General features: G+C 63.8%; 18 protein-coding genes. 8 read left to right on the plus strand and 10 right to left on the minus strand.

The annotated features are described in order from the left end of the window. The first annotated feature begins 91 nt into the window (after positions 1-91). On the plus strand, positions 92-628 hold the full coding sequence (locus tag GGR38_RS16795) for an ExbD/TolR family protein (protein ID WP_183627305.1): 537 nt from the start codon (positions 92-94) through the stop codon (positions 626-628). 29 nt (positions 629-657) lie between these two features. After that, positions 658-1107: an ExbD/TolR family protein gene (locus GGR38_RS16800; protein ID WP_172339432.1), complete on the plus strand. Its 450-nt coding sequence runs from the start codon at positions 658-660 to the stop codon at positions 1105-1107. Positions 1108-1186: 79 nt separating this feature from the next. Here GGR38_RS16800 and GGR38_RS16805 read toward each other — a convergent pair whose 3' ends face one another. From GGR38_RS16805 to GGR38_RS16820, 4 genes are read right to left on the minus strand one after another with little or no spacing between them, the layout of a single operon-like run. Then, positions 1187-3592, minus strand: a complete 2406-nt coding sequence (locus GGR38_RS16805; RefSeq protein WP_183627306.1) for a ligase-associated DNA damage response DEXH box helicase — start codon at positions 3590-3592, stop codon at positions 1187-1189. Continuing rightward, positions 3589-5025 carry a phosphoglucomutase/phosphomannomutase PgmG gene (gene pgmG / locus GGR38_RS16810; RefSeq protein ID WP_183627307.1) on the minus strand — a complete coding sequence of 479 codons (1437 nt, stop codon included), beginning with the start codon at positions 5023-5025 and terminating at the stop codon, positions 3589-3591. The genes GGR38_RS16805 and pgmG overlap by 4 nt, the downstream gene beginning before the upstream one ends. After that, a complete protein-coding gene (locus tag GGR38_RS16815) occupies positions 5022-5324 on the minus strand; it encodes a J domain-containing protein (protein ID WP_183627308.1) in 303 nt (100 codons plus the stop codon). The genes pgmG and GGR38_RS16815 overlap by 4 nt, the downstream gene beginning before the upstream one ends. Before the next feature lies 1 nt (position 5325). Next, a complete protein-coding gene (locus GGR38_RS16820) occupies positions 5326-6138 on the minus strand; it encodes a division plane positioning ATPase MipZ (RefSeq protein ID WP_183627309.1) in 813 nt (270 codons plus the stop codon). Positions 6139-6265: 127 nt separating this feature from the next. Here GGR38_RS16820 and panC point away from each other — a divergent pair, with 127 nt between their 5' ends. The 3 genes from panC (at position 6266) to GGR38_RS16835 (ending at position 8251) form a co-directional block, all read left to right on the plus strand. Beyond that, positions 6266-7123 carry a pantoate--beta-alanine ligase gene (gene panC, locus GGR38_RS16825; protein ID WP_183627310.1) on the plus strand — a complete coding sequence of 286 codons (858 nt, stop codon included), beginning with the start codon at positions 6266-6268 and terminating at the stop codon, positions 7121-7123. Positions 7124-7520: 397 nt separating this feature from the next. Further along, entirely contained in the window at positions 7521-7883 is a 363-nt protein-coding gene (locus GGR38_RS16830) for an ArsR/SmtB family transcription factor (protein ID WP_246404836.1), read from the plus strand. A gap of 41 nt (positions 7884-7924) precedes the next feature. Next, the gene (locus tag GGR38_RS16835) at positions 7925-8251 is read left to right on the plus strand and encodes an ArsR/SmtB family transcription factor (protein ID WP_183627312.1); all 327 of its coding nucleotides are present in this window, start codon (positions 7925-7927) and stop codon (positions 8249-8251) included. Between the two features lies 1 nt (position 8252). Here GGR38_RS16835 and GGR38_RS16840 read toward each other — a convergent pair whose 3' ends face one another. Genes GGR38_RS16840 through GGR38_RS16855 form a run of 4 tightly spaced genes read right to left on the minus strand, consistent with a single transcriptional unit; the run spans position 8253 to position 12014 of the window. Beyond that, positions 8253-8429 carry a YbdD/YjiX family protein gene (locus GGR38_RS16840; RefSeq protein ID WP_183627313.1) on the minus strand — a complete coding sequence of 59 codons (177 nt, stop codon included), beginning with the start codon at positions 8427-8429 and terminating at the stop codon, positions 8253-8255. Further along, positions 8426-10456 carry a carbon starvation CstA family protein gene (locus GGR38_RS16845; RefSeq protein ID WP_183627314.1) on the minus strand — a complete coding sequence of 677 codons (2031 nt, stop codon included), beginning with the start codon at positions 10454-10456 and terminating at the stop codon, positions 8426-8428. Before GGR38_RS16845 ends, GGR38_RS16840 begins: the two co-directional genes overlap by 4 nt. Before the next feature lie 60 nt (positions 10457-10516). Continuing rightward, positions 10517-10975, minus strand: a complete 459-nt coding sequence (locus GGR38_RS16850) for a GreA/GreB family elongation factor (RefSeq protein WP_183627315.1) — start codon at positions 10973-10975, stop codon at positions 10517-10519. A gap of 46 nt (positions 10976-11021) precedes the next feature. Continuing rightward, positions 11022-12014: a cyanophycinase gene (locus GGR38_RS16855; protein WP_183627316.1), complete on the minus strand. Its 993-nt coding sequence runs from the start codon at positions 12012-12014 to the stop codon at positions 11022-11024. Between the two features lie 239 nt (positions 12015-12253). Between GGR38_RS16855 and kdgD the strand changes: the two genes are divergently transcribed. After that, positions 12254-13186 (plus strand): 5-dehydro-4-deoxyglucarate dehydratase, encoded by a 933-nt coding sequence (gene kdgD, locus GGR38_RS16860; RefSeq protein ID WP_183627317.1) that lies wholly within the window; start codon positions 12254-12256, stop codon positions 13184-13186. 19 nt (positions 13187-13205) lie between these two features. Then, on the plus strand, positions 13206-14093 hold the full coding sequence (locus GGR38_RS16865; protein ID WP_183627318.1) for a LysR family transcriptional regulator: 888 nt from the start codon (positions 13206-13208) through the stop codon (positions 14091-14093). Here GGR38_RS16865 and GGR38_RS16870 read toward each other — a convergent pair. Both GGR38_RS16870 and GGR38_RS16875 read right to left on the minus strand, forming a co-directional pair. Further along, a complete protein-coding gene (locus GGR38_RS16870) occupies positions 14090-15907 on the minus strand; it encodes a DUF8034 domain-containing protein (RefSeq protein ID WP_183627319.1) in 1818 nt (605 codons plus the stop codon). The genes GGR38_RS16865 and GGR38_RS16870 overlap by 4 nt on opposite strands. Then, positions 15904-17241: an MFS transporter gene (locus tag GGR38_RS16875; RefSeq protein ID WP_281379437.1), complete on the minus strand. Its 1338-nt coding sequence runs from the start codon at positions 17239-17241 to the stop codon at positions 15904-15906. The genes GGR38_RS16870 and GGR38_RS16875 overlap by 4 nt, the downstream gene beginning before the upstream one ends. A 230-nt stretch (positions 17242-17471) precedes the next feature. Here GGR38_RS16875 and GGR38_RS16880 point away from each other — a divergent pair, with 230 nt between their 5' ends. Beyond that, complete coding sequence (locus tag GGR38_RS16880; RefSeq protein ID WP_183627320.1) at positions 17472-20240, plus strand: TonB-dependent receptor; 2769 nt, start codon at positions 17472-17474, stop codon at positions 20238-20240. Positions 20241-20245: the final 5 nt, after the last annotated feature.

The following is a 20245-nucleotide window of genomic DNA, read 5'->3' on the forward strand; positions in this document are numbered from 1 at the left end:
ATCATGCGCGGCATGCGGCATGATTTCCCGGCCCTCCCCTCCCCCCAATCCCTCCTCTCGAAAGAGGGCATTGCAAGAGTAGGATCATAACATGGCAATGTCTGTTGGCGGCGCGGGCGGCGAAGAAAAGCCGATGTCCGACATCAACACCACCCCTCTGGTGGACGTGATGCTGGTGCTGCTGATCATCTTCCTGATCGCAGTTCCGGTTGCGATCCAGACGATCCAGAAGCTGAAGATCCCTGTGATGGTTTCGCAGGAATCGAAGGATAAGGTCGAAAACCTGCTGATCACGGTCAGCACCACCGACGCTGCTGGTCGCAGCGCCGGCGACCCCGGCTTCGAAGGCGCGTCGCGTGGTGGCGAATGCCGCATCTACTTCAACAACATCACCCCCGTTGACTCGACTGAATTGTACGACCAGGCGTTCAAGCGCCTTGACGACATCATCAAGCGCGAGGGCGGTGCAGAGGTGCTGCGCGATAACCCCGAAAAGGTGCCGCAGGTTCACGTTCGTGCCGACGTCGAAGCGCCTTGGCGCTGTGTCGCAGGTGCGATCTTCAACGTGCAGCGCGCGGGTTATCCCACGGTTGGCTTCATTTCGACCCCGGTCGATCCGAACGGCTGATAAGCCCTTTAACTCAGGAGTAACATCCCATGGCAATGTCAGCTGGTAAAGACGACGGCGAGCCGATGGGCGAGATGAACACGACTCCGCTGATCGACGTTATGCTCGTTCTGCTGATCATGTTCATCATCACCATCCCCGTGGCTACCCACGCGGTGAACATCGACCTGCCTTCGCCGCCGCCGCCGAATATGCCCAAGCCGCCGGTCGACCCGATCAAGAACAAGGTCGTGCTTACCCCGGATAACCAGATCCTGTGGAACGGCACGCCGATCGACCGCAGCGTTCTGGGCGCGAACCTCAAGGCTTCGCGCAGCATGACCCCCGAGCCCGAACTTCAGTTCGAGCCGGATGCGCAGTCGGGCTATGAACTGGCAGCGAATGTGCTGAACATCATTAAGGCCTCGGAAGTGACGAAGTTCGGCTTCGTCGGCAACGAGCGCTATGCCACTTTCAACAAGGCTGCCGGGGCCAAGTAAGGCCAAGGTACGCTGCGTTAAACGGCAAGAGAGAGGGGCGGAGCGATCCGCCCCTTTTTTTGCGCCCTGTTCCCGCGCCCTATTCGCCCATGGCGATGGCGGCCAGCGCCTCGGCCTCCAGCAGCAGCTCATCATCGGCGGCGCCGGCGGGCATGCTCTCGCGCCCGATCATGGTCAGCGTCGGCACGGCCAGCGGGCTGACGCGCGACAGGCGTTGATGGCGGATGGCCGATTGCGCCCGGTCCAGCACCTCGGCCACGCGGGCCACATCGGTCATCTTCTGCCGCGCATCGGCCCATGCGGCTTTGAGCAGCAAGTGGTCCGGCTCATAACGGCGCAGCACGTCATAGATGAGGTCGCTGGAGAAAGTGACCTGCCGGTTGGTCTTGCGCTTGCCCGGCATCTGCCGCTCGATCAGGCCGGAGATGACCGAAGCCTCGCGGAAGGCGCGGCGCAGCAGATAGGAATTTTCCACCCACTCGACAAATTCCTCGACCAGAATATCGGGCGAGAGCAGCGCGGCGGGGTCCTCAACGGGCCGCAGCCCCCAGACCGCCAGCGCATAATCATTGGCGACAAAGCCCAGCGGCGAAAGCCCCAACGCCTCCATCCGCCGCGTCATCAACATGCCCAGCGACTGATTCGCGGGCCAGCCTTCGAAGGTGTAGAACACGCTGTAGAACCGGTCCTGATGGGGAAAGCTCTCGACCAGCAATTCGCCCGGTCGCGGCAACACCGACACCCGCGCCTGCACGGCCAGCCATTCATGCACATCCTCGGGGAAATCATCCCAACGCGCCGGATCGTTCAGGATCGCCCGCACCCGGTCGGCCAGATGGGACGAGATGGGAATGCGCGCGCCATTATACGAAGGGATCGCCGCCGACCGCCGCGAGGCGCGCACCAGCAAGGCCCCCTCGCGCAGCGACTCGACCTCCAGATCCAGCCCGGCAAAACGGAACGTATCGCCCGGCCCCAGCGAGGCGGCGAAGTCCTCCTCCACTCGCCCCAACGCGCGGCCATTGCGAAAGGCCACCTCGACCATATCGGCATCGACAATGATCCCGGCATTCAACCGATAGGAGCGCGCCAGATCGGGATGGCTCAGCCGCCACAACCCATCGCGGCCATGGGTGATCCGGCGAAACCGATCGTAGGCCCGCAGCGCATAGCCCCCGTTCGAAACGAAGCCGAGCACCCGCCCCCACTCCTCCTCGCTGACATCGGCATAGGGCGCGGCGCGGCGCACCTCGGCCAGCAGGGCGGCCCCATCGAACGGCCCGGCACAGGCCAGCGCCAGCACATGCTGGGCCAGCACATCGCGGCCGCCGGGGCGCAGGTCCTCGCCATCGCGCGTGCCCGCCCGCACCGCCTCAACGGCGGCCACGGCTTCGAGAAATTCAAACCGGTTGCCGGGCACCAGCACCGCCTTGGACGGGCAATCCAGCCGGTGATTGGCCCGCCCGATCCGCTGCAACAGGCGCGACGAGCCCTTGGGCGCCCCCATCTGCACCACCAGATCAATGTCGCCCCAATCCACCCCCAGATCGAGGCTCGCAGTACAGACCAGCGCGCGCAGCCGCCCGCCCGCCATCGCCGCCTCGACCTTATGCCGCGCCTCGGCGGACAGGCTGCCATGGTGGATGCCGATGGGCAGGTTTTCCTCGTTGCGATCCCACAGCAGGCCGAACGTATATTCGGCCAGAAAGCGCGTGTTGGTGAAGATCAGCGTGGTGCGATGGGCGCGGATCAGGTCGAGGATCTGCGGCACCGCCCAACTCGCCGCATGGCCGCTCCACGGTATGCGCTGGCCCGCGGGCAGCAGGATCGAGACATCGGCGGGCGCGCCCTCCTCGCCAGCAACCAACGCCGCATCCTCGCCAATTGGAGCAAGCCAACGCGCAAAACCTACCGGGTCGGCCAGCGTAGCCGACAGGCCAATGCGCCGCATATCGGGCGCCAGGCCCTGCAAGCGGGCCAAAGACAACGCCAGCAGATCGCCCCGCTTGCCCGCCGCCATCGCGTGGATTTCGTCCACCACGACATAGCGCAGCCCCGCAAACATCGTCGCGCTTTCGGGATAGGACAGCAGCAAGGACAAAGATTCGGGCGTGGTCAGCAACACATGGGGCGGGTCATGCCTCTGCCGCGCCTTGCGGTCCGAGGATGTGTCGCCGGTGCGCGCCTCGACCCGCAGGCCCAGCCCCATCTCGGCCACCGGCGCCAACAGGCCGCGCTGAATATCATGCGCCAAGGCTTTCAGCGGCGAGACATAGAGCGTGTGCAGCCCATCCGCCAAAACGCCCTCGGCGGCATCGCACAGCGTCGGCATGAACCCGGCCAGCGTCTTGCCCGCCCCGGTGTCGGCGGCCAGCAGCACATGATGCCCCGCGCCCACCTGCGCCAGCACTTCGGCCTGATGGCGGCGGACATGCCACCCGCGCCCGGCGAACCAATCGGCAATGCGCGGGTGAACCTGCCTCACCCCCGGCTCACCCCGCTTTGCGCCAGTTCTGCGTCCAGTTGCGCCACCAGCGCGGCAAGGCCAGCCTCGCTGCCGCTCTCGGCGCGGGCCACCAGCATCTCCTGCGTATTGGACGCGCGCAACAGCCACCAACCATCATCGCAAGACACGCGCAGCCCATCCATTCGGTTGACCTGCGCCCCCTGCGCGGCCAGTCTGGCGGCCACTTCCTCAACCACCGCGCGTTTACGATCTGCGGCAACCGGAAAGCGCAATTCGGGCGTGTTGAAGCAGACCGGCAGCTCGTCGAACCAATCCGCAATAGATCCATTTCGGCGCGAAACCGCCGCCATCAGTCGCACGGCGGCATACAGCGCATCGTCGAAACCATAGAAGCGGTGCTTGTAAAAGATATGCCCCGAGGTCTCCCCAGCGAGCAAAGCGCCATTCACCTTCATTTCGGCCTTGATCAGACTATGCCCCGCAGGCCCCATCGCGGGCACCCCGCCCAGCGCGGCGATCCGGTCGTAAACCGCCTGTGACGCTTTGACATCGCCCAGAATGACCGCGCCTGGACAATCGAGCAAAAGATCCTGCGCCAGCAGCGCCAGCAACTGATCCCCAAGGATCGAGCGTCCCCGCCCGTCGATGACCACGATCCGGTCCGCGTCCCCGTCGAAAGCCACTCCGAAATCGAGATGTCTGGAGGCGACCAGGGCCCGCAAGTCTGCGAGATTTGCCTCAACAGTCGGATCTGGATGGTGGTGAGGAAAATGTCCGTCAACCTGCGTGAAGAGAAGATGATGCTCTCCGGGCAAGAGCGCGGTCAGGGCCTCGATGGCAGGGCCGGCGGCGCCATTGCCCGCATCCCAGCCGATCCGAAGATCGCCCGCCTTGTCCCAAAGCCCCGGCAGCAGACCATCGACCAGCCGCGCGACATAGCCGGGCAGAATATCCTGCCCTTCCACCGCGCCGCGATGGACGAGATCACCGCCGATCCATTCACCGGCAACACCTTCTCCGGCAACACCGCTCCGCTTCGCAGCCGCCACATCCGCAGCGAGGAGCCCGATCCGCTGAATTTCGGCGCCGAACAGGGCTCCACCAAAAAATACTATCTTGAAGCCATTATCATCGCGGGGATTGTGGCTGCCAGTTACATGAATGCCGCCGTCTATCTCTTTCATTGAGGCTTCGGCGTAATAGAGCATCGGCGTGGCCCCCACCCCGATCCGCACCACATCCAGCCCGCCATCGCGCAGGCCTTCGACCAGTGCGGCCTCCAGCGCGGGCGCGCTGAGCCGCCCGTCGCGCCCAACGGCAATCCGCCGTCCGCCGCGCTCCCGCAAGGCCTGCGCCACCGCCCGGCCTATCGCATAGGCGTCATCGTCGAACAGATTGCAGCCATAGGTGCCGCGAATGTCATATTCCCGGAAGATCGCCGGATCGGTCATTGGTCGGTTTTGGCCCCGGTTTCGGTTCCCAGCCGCGCCAGCAGCAGATCGCGCGCATCATTGGCCTCATGCACCAGCGCCGCATCGCCGCCGCGATCGGGGTGAACCCGCGTGATCAGCTTCTTATGCGCCTCGATGATCGCCCCGCGCCCGGCCCCGGCCTCCACGCCCAGCAGGCGGCGCGCCCGCTCCACCGGGGTCGGCCCGGTCATCCGCTGCCAATGCACCCATGGCCACTGGCCCGTCCATTGGCGGCACGCCCATGACGCCAGCACCAGCAGCAGGAGCAGCTTGACCATGTCAGCCCGCCGACATCGCCTGCGTATCGCGCTGCACGCGGGGCGCGGGCAGGTTCATGCCCGCCACCAGCGTGCGCAATTCCTGCCGCGCAACCAGATGGCTGGTGCCCAGATCGCCCAGATGGCCCTTGTCCAGCAGGGTCAGCCCGCTGGGGAACAATTCGCGGTAGATCACGCGCTCGGACAGGCCTTGGGCGATACGGAAGCCCACCCGGCGCGAGAGTTCGGCCAGCGCGCTGTCGATACGGCGCATGTTGCGCGCCTCGATATGCTGGGTGCGGTTGCGCACCACCACCCAGTCCATCTCGCGCCGATGCTCGTTGATCGTGGCCAGCGCCCGCTTCTTGCGCGCCTCCCAGATCATTTCGGCATAGAAGGACAGGCGGCGCACCTTGAACGTCTCGGCGTCCACTTGCCCGATCAGGTCGAAATCGACGAAACTGTCGTTCAAAGGCGTGACCAGCGTATCGGCGCTCATCGCCACATGGCGGGCGAATTCATCGTCGCGGCCGGGCGTGTCAAAGATCAGGTAATCGACATTCTGCGACACGCGCGCGGTCAATTCGTCCAGTTCATCGGTGGTCGTCCCGCGAAACACGTCAAACCCCACCGTGGGCAGGTCGATGCCCCGGCGGCGCAGCGTCTCGCCGCGATTTTCCATATAGCGGTGCATGGTGCGCTGGCGCGAATCGAGGTCGATCGTGCCCACCCGCGCGCCCAGATAGGCCAGCGCCACGGCGATATGCACGGCGGTGGTGGATTTGCCCGTGCCCCCCTTTTCATTGGCGAAAACGATGCGGTGGGGACCAGACATGGCGGTTCTCTCATCACAGGGTTGGCATCACAGGCGACAGGGCCGCAAAAGCATTGCTGCCCGCGCCGCCCCGGCTTATCAGCCACCGCGCGAACAGTGTCAAAACCTTACCAAGGGGGCCGTGCCGGTGCAAACCATCAATCACCTCAATCTGCTGCGCGAAGCGGTTGCCGAGCTGCGCAAGAGCGGCCGCGTGGCATTGGTCCCGACGATGGGAGCCTTGCATTTCGGGCACTTAACGCTGATGCGTGAGGCGCGGCGGCATGCCGAACACGTGGTCGCGTCCATTTTCGTTAATCCCCGACAATTTGCACCGGGCGAGGATCTGGACGCCTATCCGCGCCAGTTGGCCGCCGACAAGGCCGCGCTGGAGAGCGAGGGCGTGGCTCTGCTCTGGGCGCCCACGGTCGATGAAATGTACCCTGCCGATTTTTCCACCAATGTCGGCGTTTCGGGGGTCAGCGAGGGGTTTTGCGGCGCGGCCCGGCCCGGCCATTTCGACGGCGTGGCCACGGTGGTGCTGAAACTGTTCAATCAGGTGGCGCCCGACGTCGCGCTGTTTGGCGAAAAGGACTGGCAGCAACTGGCGGTGATCCGGCGGATGGCGCGCGATCTCGATTTGACCGCGCCCCATGTCGATGCGATCATCGGCGTGCCCACGGTGCGCGAGGAGGATGGCCTCGCCCGCTCCTCGCGCAATGCCTATCTGTCGGCGCAGGAACGCGCCGATGCGGTGGCGCTGCCCCGCGCGATGCAGGCGGCGGCGCAGGCCGTGGCGGGCGGCATGGCCATCGGCGATGCCCTGGCCCAGATGGAGCAGGCGGTGCTGGCGGGCGGTTTTCTCTCGGTCGATTATGCGCAGATCTGCGATGCCGATACGCTGGCTCCTTTGACTCAGCGCGGCACGGGACCCGCGCGTTTGCTGGCTGCGGCGCGAATCGGCAAGGCGCGCTTGATCGACAATATGGACGTTCCGCTAGGGTGATTTGTCGGACCAGGGTGGCGAAATTTACCGCAATATGAACGAATTTTCGCCATATTGGCCATTTTGGTTTTTACATTGCATTATAAATACCCATTTGGCTAGTTAACATCTTTTACAGTTGCGCGAATCAGCTGATTCACCTACCCAGAACTTGCCTTTCAGGCATCCTCTCCCAAACTTCCAAAGCCCGGCTCCGGCCGGGTTTTTTTTGCCCATTTTCCGCGCAAAGTAACGGGTGGTTAACGAACCATTTGGGAACATCCTGATTGGAATGAAAACCCATTCTTTGCAGGTGGCCGATTGATCGCGGTCAATTTCTCAACTTCGCAATCCTTTAGGATAGACACCCGCCGCCGGAACCCGCGCGGTTAGGGCCAGATGGGAGCAATGCGAAGTGATGGAACCAGCCGACAGCGCCGCGCGCCCTGCCGCCTGCCCCTCGCATGATCCTTTGGTGTCCGACCTGATCGAGGCGCTGCGCCTGCTGGGCCATCCATTGCGATTCAACCTGATTACACAACTGGCGCAAGGCCCGGTGGCGGTGGGCGATCTGGCCGCACGCAATGGGGTCAGCCTGTCGATCATCAGCCAGCAACTCGCGCTGCTGCGCAAGGCCGGGCTGGTGCAGGGGCGGCGCGAGGTCAAGCAGGTGTTCTATTCACTGGCCCGCCCGCGTATGGCCGAAGTGGCCCTGGCGCTGGCGGAAATGACGCGGACAGAAGCGGCGCTCAACGACTCCGCACCGGCCCGTCCCTGCTGACCCTCTTGCAAAACGGCCCGTAAATCGCCAATTCCGGCGTAATGAAGCCAACCGATCTTGCAGAACTGAAGGCCAATGCCGCGATGATGGCTGCGCGTCTCAAGGTGATGAGTCACCCTGAGCGCCTGTTGATGCTGTGCCGGATGGACGAGGGCGAGGTCAGCGTGAACGAGTTGGTAACGATGACCGGCCTCTCGCAATCGGGCGTGTCGCAACATCTGGCGCTGCTGCGCGCCGAGGATATCGTGAACGTGCGGGTCGAGGCCCAGACGCGCTGGTACAGCCTGAAGGACCGGATCGTTTCGGGCACGATACACGCCCTTTGCGAATTGTTCGAGGCGGAACAGAACCGGGTGAAAAAGCCTTAATTCAGCAACATTTGCCCCCGCCGCCCTTGCCATAGCGGGCCTCCTGGCGGTTGCGGAAAAACTCCTTGCGGGTCATCGCCGCGCGTTCGGGATGATGGGCCAGATGGTGCGCCAGATAGGCGTCATAATCGGGCATTCCCACCAGCGCGCCCATCAAACGGCGCCAAAACCCGCTCATGCCGTCACCTCGTACACGGTGGGCGCATCGCTGCGCAGGGCCACCAGACAGGTTCGCACAGCCGCCACCAAAACGGCCAGCACCACCACCATAAAGAACCCGCAAAGCACCGCATCGACCCGGTCGTTGAAGATGATTCGCTCCATCTGCGCCATGCTCTTGGCCGGGGCCAGCAGCTTGCCCTGCGCCGCCGCCGAAGAAAATTTCGCCGCATGCGACAAAAATCCGACCTTGGGATCATCGGAAAACAGTTTGAGCCACCCGGCCGACAAGGTGCAGATCAACAGCCACACGGTCGGCAGCACCGAGACCCAGGCGTAACGCTGTCGCTTCATGCGGAACAGTACGGCCGTCGCCAGCATCAGCGCGGTGGCCGCCAGCATCTGGTTAGAAATGCCGAACACCGGCCAAAGCGTGTTCACCCCGCCCAGCGGGTCGGTCACGCCCTGATGCAGGAAGAAACCCCATGCGGCCACGCAAATCGCGGTGCCGATCAGGCCCTGCGCCATGCCGCCGATCCGCGCAAACCCCGGCACCGCGCGGGCCAGCAGGTCCTGGACCATAAACCGCCCCGCCCGCGTGCCCGCATCCACAGCGGTCAGGATGAACAGGGCCTCGAACAGAATGGCGAAGTGATACCAGAACGCCTTCATCGCCGCACCGCCGACCACATGGCTGAAAATCTGCGCCATGGCCACGGCGAGCGTGGGCGCGCCGCCGGTGCGCGAGAGGATCGTGTGTTCGCCAATGTCCTTGGTCAATTGCACGATGGCCTCGGGCGTGATGGCAAAGCCCATGGCCGACACCGCCGCCGATGCGCTTTGCGGCGTAGTGCCGATCAGCGCGGCTGGGCTGTTCATGGTGAAATAGATGCCCGGCTCGATGATGGATGCGCCCACCAGCGCCATGATCGCCACAAAGGCCTCGGCCAGCATCGCGCCATAGCCGATGAAGGGCGCGTCGGCCTCGCTGGCGATCAGCTTGGGCGTGGTGCCGCTGGCGATCAGCGCATGAAAACCCGACACCGCCCCGCAGGCGATGGTGATGAACAGAAATGGAAACAGCCCGCCCGACCACACCGGCCCGCCGCCGTCCACGAATTGTGTCAGCGCAGGCATCTTGAGCGCCGGAGCCATGATGAGAATACCGATGGCCAGCGCGATGATCGTGCCGATTTTCAAAAACGTGGAAAGATAATCACGCGGGGCCAGCAACAACCACACCGGCAAGAGCGAGGCCACCGCGCCATAGACGATTAGAATCCAGCAGATCTGGATCGGCGTATAGGTAAAAAGCGGCCCCCAGAACGCCGATTGCGCAACATCCTGCCCAAAGACCAGCGCGGCCAGCAAGCCCACCAGCCCCAGCAGCGAAACCTCGCCCACCCGCCCCGGACGCATCCAGCGCGAATAGACACCCATCGCCAGCGCCAGCGGCACGGTGGCCGCCACGGTGAACATGCCCCAAGGGCTTTCGGCCAAGGCTTTCACCACGATCAGCGCCAGCACGGCCAGAATGATGACCATGATCATGAACGTGCCCAGCAGCGCGATGCCGCCCGCCACCTCGCCCATTTCCATGCGGATGATTTCGCCAAGCGATTTGCCGTCGCGCCGCATCGAGATGCACAGCACCAAGAAATCCTGCACCGCGCCCGCCAGCACCACGCCAAAGATGATCCACAACGATCCGGGCAGATAGCCCATCTGCGCCGCCAACACCGGCCCGACCAGCGGCCCCGCGCCCGCAATCGCGGCAAAATGGTGGCCGAACAGGACATTGCGATCCGTCGCCACATAATCCAGCCCATCGGGCCGCCGGACGGCAGGCGTGGGCCGCGCGCCGTCCAGCCCCATCACCCGCGCGCCGATAAAGCGCGCATAGAAGCGATAGGAAGCCACAAAACAGCCCAGCGAGGCCACCACCAGCCAGAGCGCATTGATCGGCTCCCCATGGTCCAGCGCCACCTTGGCCAGAGCGCCCAGCCCCAGCAAACCCGCAGCCATCCATGGTAATGGGCCAAACATCGCATTCTCCCGGCTATTTCGCCCGCCGGGTTAACGGCTAAATCCCACCTTTGCCAGCGTTCAAACCGTAATTGAGATTATCTCAATCGCCTCGGCCCGGCCGGAGAAATCGACCAGCTCGCCCGCCTCGGCCTCCATCATCGCGCGCGGCAAAGGGGCGGAGAAAGCGAGCAGGCCAGAGGTGGGATCGGCCTCGTCATGGCCCACGATGGTGATGGAGCGGGTCTGACCGTTCAGGCGGAATTGCACAGTGGCGCCAAAGGCAACGCACGAGCCGTCGGGCGCAGGCATCTCCTGCGCAGTGGCGGCGCGGTTGCGCCAATAGCGCAGATGGCGGCGGGCGGATTTTACCGCTTCCTCATCCGGCGCGGCGGCTACGGCGGCCTCCCACTGGGCGCATTTCTCCTCGATCCCAGCCTTGCCGCGCGCCGTCACCAGATTGGGGCCGGGCGGGATGGGCAGCTCGAATTTCGGCTCCAGATGTTCCTCATCGCCATCGCGGCGAAAGGCGACGCTCATTGCATGCTCTCCACTATCATCGCCCGCGTATGACAGCGCGCCGGTTTCACGGCAAGGGAGCCGGAACCCCCGTCAGCACGCCCCCGCGCACCTGCGCCACGCCGGAAAAGGCCGGATAGCTCACCTGCAAGGTGTTGAGGTCGAACCGACTCTCGGCGCCAATCCCGGTGATCTTCACCCCAGCATAGTCCAGCTTCTCGCCCAGCACCGCCCTTTGCGCCCGCCCCGCCGGCTGCACCAGCCAGCCGTATGTGCCCGCAGGCGCCATCAGCCGCGCATGGCCCGCCCCGTCCACCACCAGCGAGGCGCGCTCATCCATGCCCAGTCCGACGACATCCTTCGCTCCCCTTGCGCGCACATTGGCGAGGAAAGCAATCAGCCGCCCCATGCGCGCCCGGATCATGAAATGGCTGTCGGTGAAAATTCGCCGCATCCGGGGCAGGTGCAGGAAACGGTTCACCACAGTCACCCCCGGCCCCATCGGATTGTCCAGCGCCTCTGGGCTGGTAATGCCATCATCGCCAAAGGCGCCATATCCCCACCATCCCATGATCGCCAATCCAGCGCTGGTGCCGCCGATCGGGCGATCGCGCGCCAGCCGGTCGATCAGGCGCGACAGAGGCGTGGCCTGCCAAAAGCGGACATAGCGCGATTGGTCCCCCCCGGCGATAAACACGCCATCGGCCCGCTCCAGCGCGGCAAGGATGCGCGGATCATAGGCGGCCTTCCTCTGGGAAAAGACAAAGGTTTCGACCGAGGCTACCCCGCCGATCTCCTTCATGAAAGCCTCGCCAAGCTCGCCCTTTTGCGAGGCGCGCAGCACGACGATATGGCCATGCCCGGCCCGCGCCACAAACCAGCGGAACGCCTCCACATCCCAATCGCCCCCGCCCGAAAGCAACAGGCCCGGCGCGCGCCACCCCGGCGTGGGCAGGCTGCGGTCGCCTGCCATGTAATGGGCATAGCCATCCTCGGCATAGGCAGGGAGTGGCGCGGCCAGCAGGCCCAGCGCGATCAGACAGGCTTTGGCAAATTTCACGCGCGGCTCCCCCCATGGCGATCAGAGCCCGCAGACTGACAGGCCGGACATGGGCCGACAAACCGCCAAATTGCGCAGTTCATCATGGCGCGCGCCCCGCGCCCGGCCCCATCAAGCCAAATCCTGCATCAATCCACCGCCCCTTTGGTTTGGACCTGTCGCGGCCGAAACCCTAGGCAGGGCGGCAGAAACAGCGCCCCGGCCCAACGCCTGGCGGCGCACAATATCAGGAGATAGCAATGTTCGATCCCGTCTCGATGGCGCACCGGCTGGGCGAAGGCCTGCTGTCGTTTCCGGTCACCCACTTCGATGCCGATGGCGCATTTGAGGAAGGCCCGTTTCGCGCCCATTGCGCATGGATGCTCGAACATGAATTGTCGGGCCTGTTTGCCGCAGGCGGCACGGGCGAGTTCTTTTCCCTCACCCCGGACGAGGTGGCCCATGTCGTGCGCGCCGCTGTGGCCGAGCGTAAGGCCAATGTGCCGGTGATCTCGGGCTGCGGCTATGGCACGGCGATTGCGGTGGACATTGCGCGCAAGGCCGAGGCCGCAGGGGCCGATGGCATCCTGCTCCTCCCGCCCTATCTGATGGGGGGCAAGCAGGAAGGCTTGGCCGCGCATATCGAGGCGGTGTGCCGCGCGACGGGCCTTGGCGTCATCGTCTATAATCGCGGCAATGCGATTGTGGATGATGAAACGCTGGCCGGGCTGTGCGATCGCAACGCCAATCTGGTGGGCTATAAGGATGGCGTGGGCGATATCGAGCTGATGGCGCGCATCTATGCCCGCATGGGCGACCGGCTGACCTATATCGGCGGGCTGCCCACGGCGGAAACTTTCGCCACACCCTATCTGACCATGGGCGTGACCACCTATTCCTCGGCCATTTTCAATTTCATGCCGCAATGGGCGCTGGAATTTTACAAGGCCGTGCGCAGCGGAAACCACGCCCATGTGCAACAGCAATTGCGCGATTTCGTGCTGCCCTATATCAACCTGCGCAATCAGGGGCGCGGTTATGCGGTTTCCATCGTCAAGGCCGGTTGCCGCGTGATCGGGCGCGATGCAGGCCCGGTGCGCAGCCCGTTGACCGACCTTTCGGCGGCAGAGGATGCGCAATTGGCCGCTCTGATTGAAAAAGTCGCGCCTTATGCTCTCCCGCTTCCTGCCTGAAACCGCTAGGCTGGGTTCCATGTTCGAACTCAGCCAGCTTCGCTGCTTCGTCGCGGCGGCCGAAGAACTCCACTTCGGCCGCGCGGCGATGCGGCTCAACATGACGCAGTCCCCGCTCAGCCGTCAGATCCAGTTGCTTGAACGCATTCTGGATGTGACGCTGCTCGAACGCACCAGCCGCACGGTGTCGCTGACGCCTGCGGGGCGGGTGTTTCTGATCGAGGCGCGGCGCATCGTCCGGCTGGCGGAAAGCGCGTCTCTGTCGGCGCGGCGCGTGGCCAAGGGCGATGCGGGCAAGGTGGCCATCGGCTTTACCGCCGTGTCGGGCTATACGCTGGTGCCGCAAATCGTGGCGCAGGCGCGCGCCAGCCTGCCCAATATCGAGCTGGACCTGCGCGAAATGGTCAGCACCGAGCAGACCGATGCGCTGCTCACGGGCCTGATCGACATCGGCTTTGTGCGCCCCCCCGTGGTGCGCTCCGAATTTGAAACGCTCACCATCCTGCACGAACCATTGCTGGTCGCGCTGCCTTCAGGCGATCCGCGACAGGGCCTGTCGACGCTGACCCCCGCCGATCTCGATGGCCAGCCGCTGATCATGTACGCCCGCCAAGGCGCGGGCTATTTCCACGACATGCTGGTGCGCCTGTTTGACGAGGCGCAGGTGGCCCCCAATTTCGTTCAGCACGTGACGCAGATCCATTCGATGCTGGGCCTTGTGCGCGCTGGCCTTGCCGCCGCCGTGGTGCCGCAATCGGCGCTGGGCCTGCATCCGGACGATGTGCAGTTCCGTCAGATGGTCACCCAGCCCGAATTTCCGGTCGAGCTGATCATGGCCTGGCGGCGGGATAATGCCAATCCCGCCCTCGACCCGATGCGCCGCCTGTGCGCCGAGGCGATCGGTTAGGCCCAAGGGAAAGCAAGGCTGGGCCGATTGGCATAGCGCTTCATCGCCAGCACCAGCCGCGCCCCTGCGCCGGGCGCCAGATCCAGCGTGAAATGCCGCGCGCCCACAGGGTGCCCGCGCCCATCCAGTTCCACGCTCTCGACCCGGTGTTCGCCATAGGCCCCGCCCTGCACGATCACACGGCGCGGTTTATCGCCGGTGTTCACCAGAGTCACCTGCGTCTGCGTATCGCCCAGCGAATGCACCAGCGCCGCCACATCCATTGGCAATCCCGCCCGCCGCCGCGCCGGATCGAAATAGCGCAAGCGGCAATGCAGCGTGACCCCGCCCTGCGGCGGGCTGTCGGCATTCCAAGTGGGGCGCGCAATATGCAGCCCGCCCGTGGTCAGTTGCACCAAGGCCTTGGCGCTGGCCGGGTTGAAATCCAGCGTCCAGTCGGCCAGCCGCGTGTCGGGCGTGGTATGATCCGCCCGCCTCGCCGCATCCCGCTTGGCCAGATGCGCCAGATCGGCCTCCAAAGCCGTTTCGGGATAGGCCGGGTTCGCGCCCTCAAGGAAGCTGATCCACGGATCGCTGCCCGCCGCCGCGCGGTCCTCGGGCGCTTGCGTGGCATACCAGATTTCGAACGCGCCCTGACGATACGGCCCGCCCTTCCAACCATGCCAGCCATCCGGGCCGAACAGGGTGGGCGTCTGCAGCTTGCCATCGACCATGCGGGCCTGCGCATTGATCAACGCATTCTGACGCCGCCAGACATAGAGATATTCTCGATCCCCCGTCAGCAAAAGCGCGTTGAAGAAAGCGGTGATCGCGCGGGGCACACGGTTGCGCCCTTCGCGCACCCCCGTTTGCGGCACGCGGGGCGCGAAATTCCAGCCATAGGTGCCGCCCCACCAATCCGCCGCCGCCTTGCCGTCATGGCCGACCTTGCTGGGAAAGATGCCGCCATTGGCCCGCGCGCGATCCATCCACGCATCGGTATAATCCAGCACCCAGCGGCGGAACCTCTCTCCCGCGCCCAGAGCATAGGCATTGAGGCCCAAGGTGGTCGAGTGCAGGTTGAGCGGCGTATCGCAGGCCACATCATCATATTCATCATAATGGCGCAGGAACTGCTCATAGCTGTCCTCGCCATGCTCCAGATGAAACCTGCTGGCGTCAAACGGATCCCCCGCCCAGTCCAAGGGCGTGGCCTTGCGCAGCATGGGCCCCCGGCTGCCGTTCAGGATCGAGCGGATGACGCGGTGTTGCGGGTCATAATTGCCGACGCTTTTATCCGCGCCCGTATAGAAATCGGCATAGCGCCGCGTGCGCATCAGCAAACGCGGATCGCGCGGCGCCGACAGGCCCATCACGTTGAAGGTGGAAAGCCCCTCGGAATTATGCTGCCAGTCCATCTGGACCGGAAATTCGCGGTAATACATGCCCTGTCGCGCAATCGGCACATCGCGGGTCTGGATGCCGGTATATTGCCGCAAATGCCCTTCCCAGAACTTCTGCGCCATGATCAGCAGGCTGTCATCCGCGCCCAGCGCATGCAGCAGCACCCAGTCATTGGTCGCCTCGGCCGCATCGTCCGGCCCGTCATTGGCGCCCCAGCGTTCAAAGCATTTCAGGTGATCCTGCGCATCGACATAGGTGGCGTAATAGTCCTTGCAGGCCTGCGTATGGGCGGACAGCAACTGCCGCTGCAATTGCGCCCAGCGCGGGGCCTGCATCGGGCTGGTGATCCGCAGCGGGGCGGTGGCGGCCATGGCAGGGCTGGCAGCCAGCGCGGCAGCCCCGGTCAAAAGCTGACGACGATCCACCTTCATGCCGCAATCTCCAGACGCCGGATCGGCCCGACGATCACCGTAAAGGCCACAATGGTCAGCACGCAATGCGCCGCCACAAACAGCAGCGCCAGATCGAAAGACCCCGTTGCGCCAACGATATAGCCCACCACAATCGGCGTCACGATGCCCGCCGCATTGCCGAACATATTGAACACCCCGCTCGACAGACCCGCCAGCCGCCGGGGCGCAACGTCCGCCATCACCGCCCAGCCGAGCGAGGCCACGCCCTTGCCGAAAAAGGCCAGCGCCATCACCGCGATCACGGCGGCCTGATTATCCAGCCAGACGCAGCCGAGGATCGAGGAGGCCAGCACCATGCCCAGCACCAAAGGCAATTTGCGCGCCCGGTCCAAACTGCCGCTGCGTTTCAGGATGCGATCCGAGATCACGCCCCCCACCAATCCTCCGCCAAAGCCGCAGATCGCGGGCAGCGCGGCGGCAAAACCGGCCTGCGTGATCGAGAGGCCGCGCTCCTTGACCAGATAGATCGGAAACCATGTGACGAAGAAATAGGTCAGCACATTGATGCTGTATTGGCCGATATAGATGCCCAGCATCATGCGATTGGCCAGCAAAGGCTTGATATTGGCCCAGTTGAAAGCCAGCGATTGCCCACTGCTGCTCTCCAGCGCGATCTGGCCGCCGCCCTCGCGGATCAGGTCCAGCTCGGCGGCGTTGACGCCCGGATGCCGGTCGGGCCCATGGATCATCTTGGCAAAGATCAGCGCGGCAATGACGCCCACCACGCCCATCATCCAGAACACCGAGCGCCAGCCATGCGCATGCACCATCCAGCCCATGATCGGCGCAAAGGCCACCAGCGCGAAATATTGCGCGCTGTTGAAAATGGCCGAGGCGGTGCCGCGCTCGGCGCCGGGAAACCATGCCGCCACCAATCGCGCATTGCCGGGAAAAGACGGCGCCTCGGCCAGACCGACCAGAAAGCGCAAGCAGAAAAGCGCGGCGACCGCGGAAACGCCCGGCACAATGCCGACCAAAGCCTGCGCGGCGGTCAACACCGACCAGATAGCGATGGCGATGGTGTAAATCCGCTTGGTTCCGAAACGATCCAGCAATGCGCCGCCCGGAATCTGCGCCAGCGCATAGGCCCATGCAAAGGCCGAAAGGACGTATCCAGTTGCTACCGGTGTCAGCGATAATTCCTTGGCCGCCGCGCTCCCCGCGATGGAAAAAGTGGCCCGATCCGCATAGTTAAGCGTGGTCACAAGGAAGATCAGCGCGATGATTTTATAGCGCGTTCTTGTGGGAATCTGGGCGCCCGGGCCATGCATCTTTTCTCTCCGGATGGTCATTTTTGACCCCATTCCGATAGGCGTAACGGGCAAAACCGTCCAAGGCAAATCACGCGATGATCCAGCCAAATTTCGGCATGATAGGAATTAAATATAACGATTGCAGGCCCATCAGTGCGGATTCTGCAATGATTGATGCCGGAATCAGGTTGGCGTTTTTGCACAAGCTCGGTCTATCCCACGCTCAATCCGGCAATCCTGACCGGTATGGGATTTTGAGGGGATTACTGATGGCCCATTCCATCCGCCGCGGCGCGAAGGCCGCCCTGCTTGTCACCAGCGCAATCATCGCCGCGCCCGCCGCCATGGCGCAGGAAGCACCTGCCTCCATCGCTAAAGAACCGGCTGCCGCTGAAATTGTTGTCACCGGTTTCCGCGCCAGCCTCAACAGCGCGCTGGGCGTGAAAAAGGCCACCGCCGCCGCCGTCGATGTCATCAAGGCCGAGGATATTGCCGAATTTCCGGATCTCAATCTGGCCGAATCGCTGCAACGCATTCCGGGCGTGGCCATCAACCGCGTGAACGGCGAAGGCCGCAACGTTTCGGTGCGCGGCCTTGGCGCCGATTACACCCGCGTGCGCATCAACGGCATGGAGGCCATCGGCACCACCGGCGGCACCGACAATTCGGGCGGCGTCAACCGCGGTCGCGGCTTTGACTTCAACATCTTCTCCTCCGACCTCTTCAACAGCCTCGCGGTGCGCAAGAGCGCCAGCGCGGATGTGGAAGAAGGCTCGCTGGGCGCCACGGTCGATATGCAGACCGCCCGCCCGTTTGACTTCAAAAAGCCCACCGCCACTTTCTCGGCGCAGGGCAGCTATAATGACCTTGCCCGCAAGACCACGCCGCGCCTCTCGGCTCTGGTCACCAAGAGCAATGACGATCAGACCTTCGGCGTGCTGATGTCCTTCTCCTATGAAGCGCGCCGGTTGAAGGAAGAAGGCGCAAACATCACGCGCTGGACCTATGGCGGTTTCAACGGTGGCTTCAACGCGGCCTCGACCGTGCCGGGCTACACGATTGGCCAGATCAACAGCGCCAATATGTATCACCCGCGCATTCCCGGTCTGGTCAGCTATGACATCAACCAGAAGCGCCTTGGCGCCTCGGCCTCGATCCAGTGGCGCCCCGGCGACCGCACGCTGCTGACGCTCGACGGGCTGTTCTCCTATCTCGACGGTACCCGCGCCGAAAGCCAGTTTCAGGCGATCAGCTTCAGCCGCTCGGGCACCGGCAAGCCCCAGACGATCATCCGCAACGGCACCGTCGATGGCAATGGCAACCTGATTTCGGGCACGTTCGACAATGTCGATCTGCGCACGCAGGCCCGCTATGACGTGCTGCGCACGACGTTCTACAATCTGACCGCCAATCTGGAACATTCCTTCTCCGACCGGCTGAAGTTCACCGGCCTTGTCGGCTATTCCAAATCGGCCTTCACCAATCCGATCCAGACCACGGTGACGCTGGACGCGGCGAATACGGGCAATTTCTTCTACGATTTCTCGACCCGCTTCCCCACCATCCGCCCCGGCGTCGACATCACCAATCCGGCCAATTTCTCCTTCACCAGCGGCACCTCCGAAGTCCGCATCCGCCCGCAGACGGTGGACAATGCTTTCGGCACCGCCAAGGGCGCGCTGGAGTGGAAAGCCAATGATATCCTGAAGATCAAGGCGGGTCTGGACTGGCGCCGCTTCACCTATGGCTCGACCGAGCAGCGCCGCCTTTCGGGCGAAACCGTGGTCAATTCGCTCAACGCCTCGCAGATCGCGGCGGCCACCACGGTGTTCAGCGGCTTTGGCCGTGGCCTTGCGGTTCCGGCGGGCACGCCCACGGCGTGGGTGGTTCCCGATCTCAACGCCTTTGCCAATCTCTATGGCATCTACACCAACCCGACCTATGCGGTTGGCGGCATTGAAAATGCGACCGCACGCGGATCTTTCATCACTGTGCGCGAGGATGACACCGGTGTCTGGGGCATGGGCGAATTCAACCTTGGCGACCGCGACATTCCGCTGCGCGGCGACATCGGCCTGCGCTATGTGAACACAAAACAGTTCTCGACCGGCTATGCCAGCCAGGGCGCGACCATCAATCTGGTGACGGCCAACCGTTCGTACAGCCGCCTGCTGCCCTCGGCCAATGTGGTCTATGACATCAACCGGCAATTGCTGGTCCGCTTTGGCGCGGCCAAGACGCTGGCGCGCGCCGGGATCGCCTCGCTGACGCCGGGCGGCAGCCTGTCGGTTTCGGGCGGCAGCCGCACGTTCAGCGCGGGCAACCCGGATCTGCGCCCCACCGAATCGACCAATCTGGACCTGTCGGTCGAATATTACCCCGCGCGCGGGGCGATCTATTCAGTCGCCTATTTCCAGAAGAACATCTCCAGCTTTGCCCAAACGCTTAGCACCGCCGTGCCCTTCTCGTCGCTGGGCCTGCCCGCATCGCTGCTGACCGGTACCACCGCCAGCGCCAGCGATGTGTTCATCGCCAGCACCCCGGTCAATTCGAGCGGCGGCATGCTGCGCGGCTTTGAAGTGAACATGCAGCAGCCCTTCAGCTTCCTGCGCGGGATCGGCAAGAATTTCGGCGTTCTGGGCAACTTCACCTATGTTTCCTCGAACATCCAATATCTGACCAGCGCCGATGGCAGCACCTCGGTCACCGCGCCTTTGGTGAGCCTGTCGAAATATGCCGCCAATGGCACGCTTTATTATGAGGACAAGAAGTTCTCGGTGCGCGGCTCGATCGCCTATCGTTCCAAATATCTGACCGCCGTCCCCGGCACCGAAGGCCAGAGCTGGAACGGCACCAACCGCACGATCAACGTCGATGCGCAGATCACCTATGCGCCCATCGAGCGGATCAAGTTCAGCCTTGAAATGATCAACCTGACCGACGCGCTCAACGATCAGTATGTCGATGCGACCAACCGCCTCAACGTGCTGACTCACAGCGGCCGCCAGTTCAACCTTGGGGCCAAGGTCACCTTCTAAACCGA

The sequence above is a fragment of the Novosphingobium sediminicola genome (assembly GCF_014196525.1).
GTDB lineage: Bacteria > Pseudomonadota > Alphaproteobacteria > Sphingomonadales > Sphingomonadaceae > Novosphingobium > Novosphingobium sediminicola.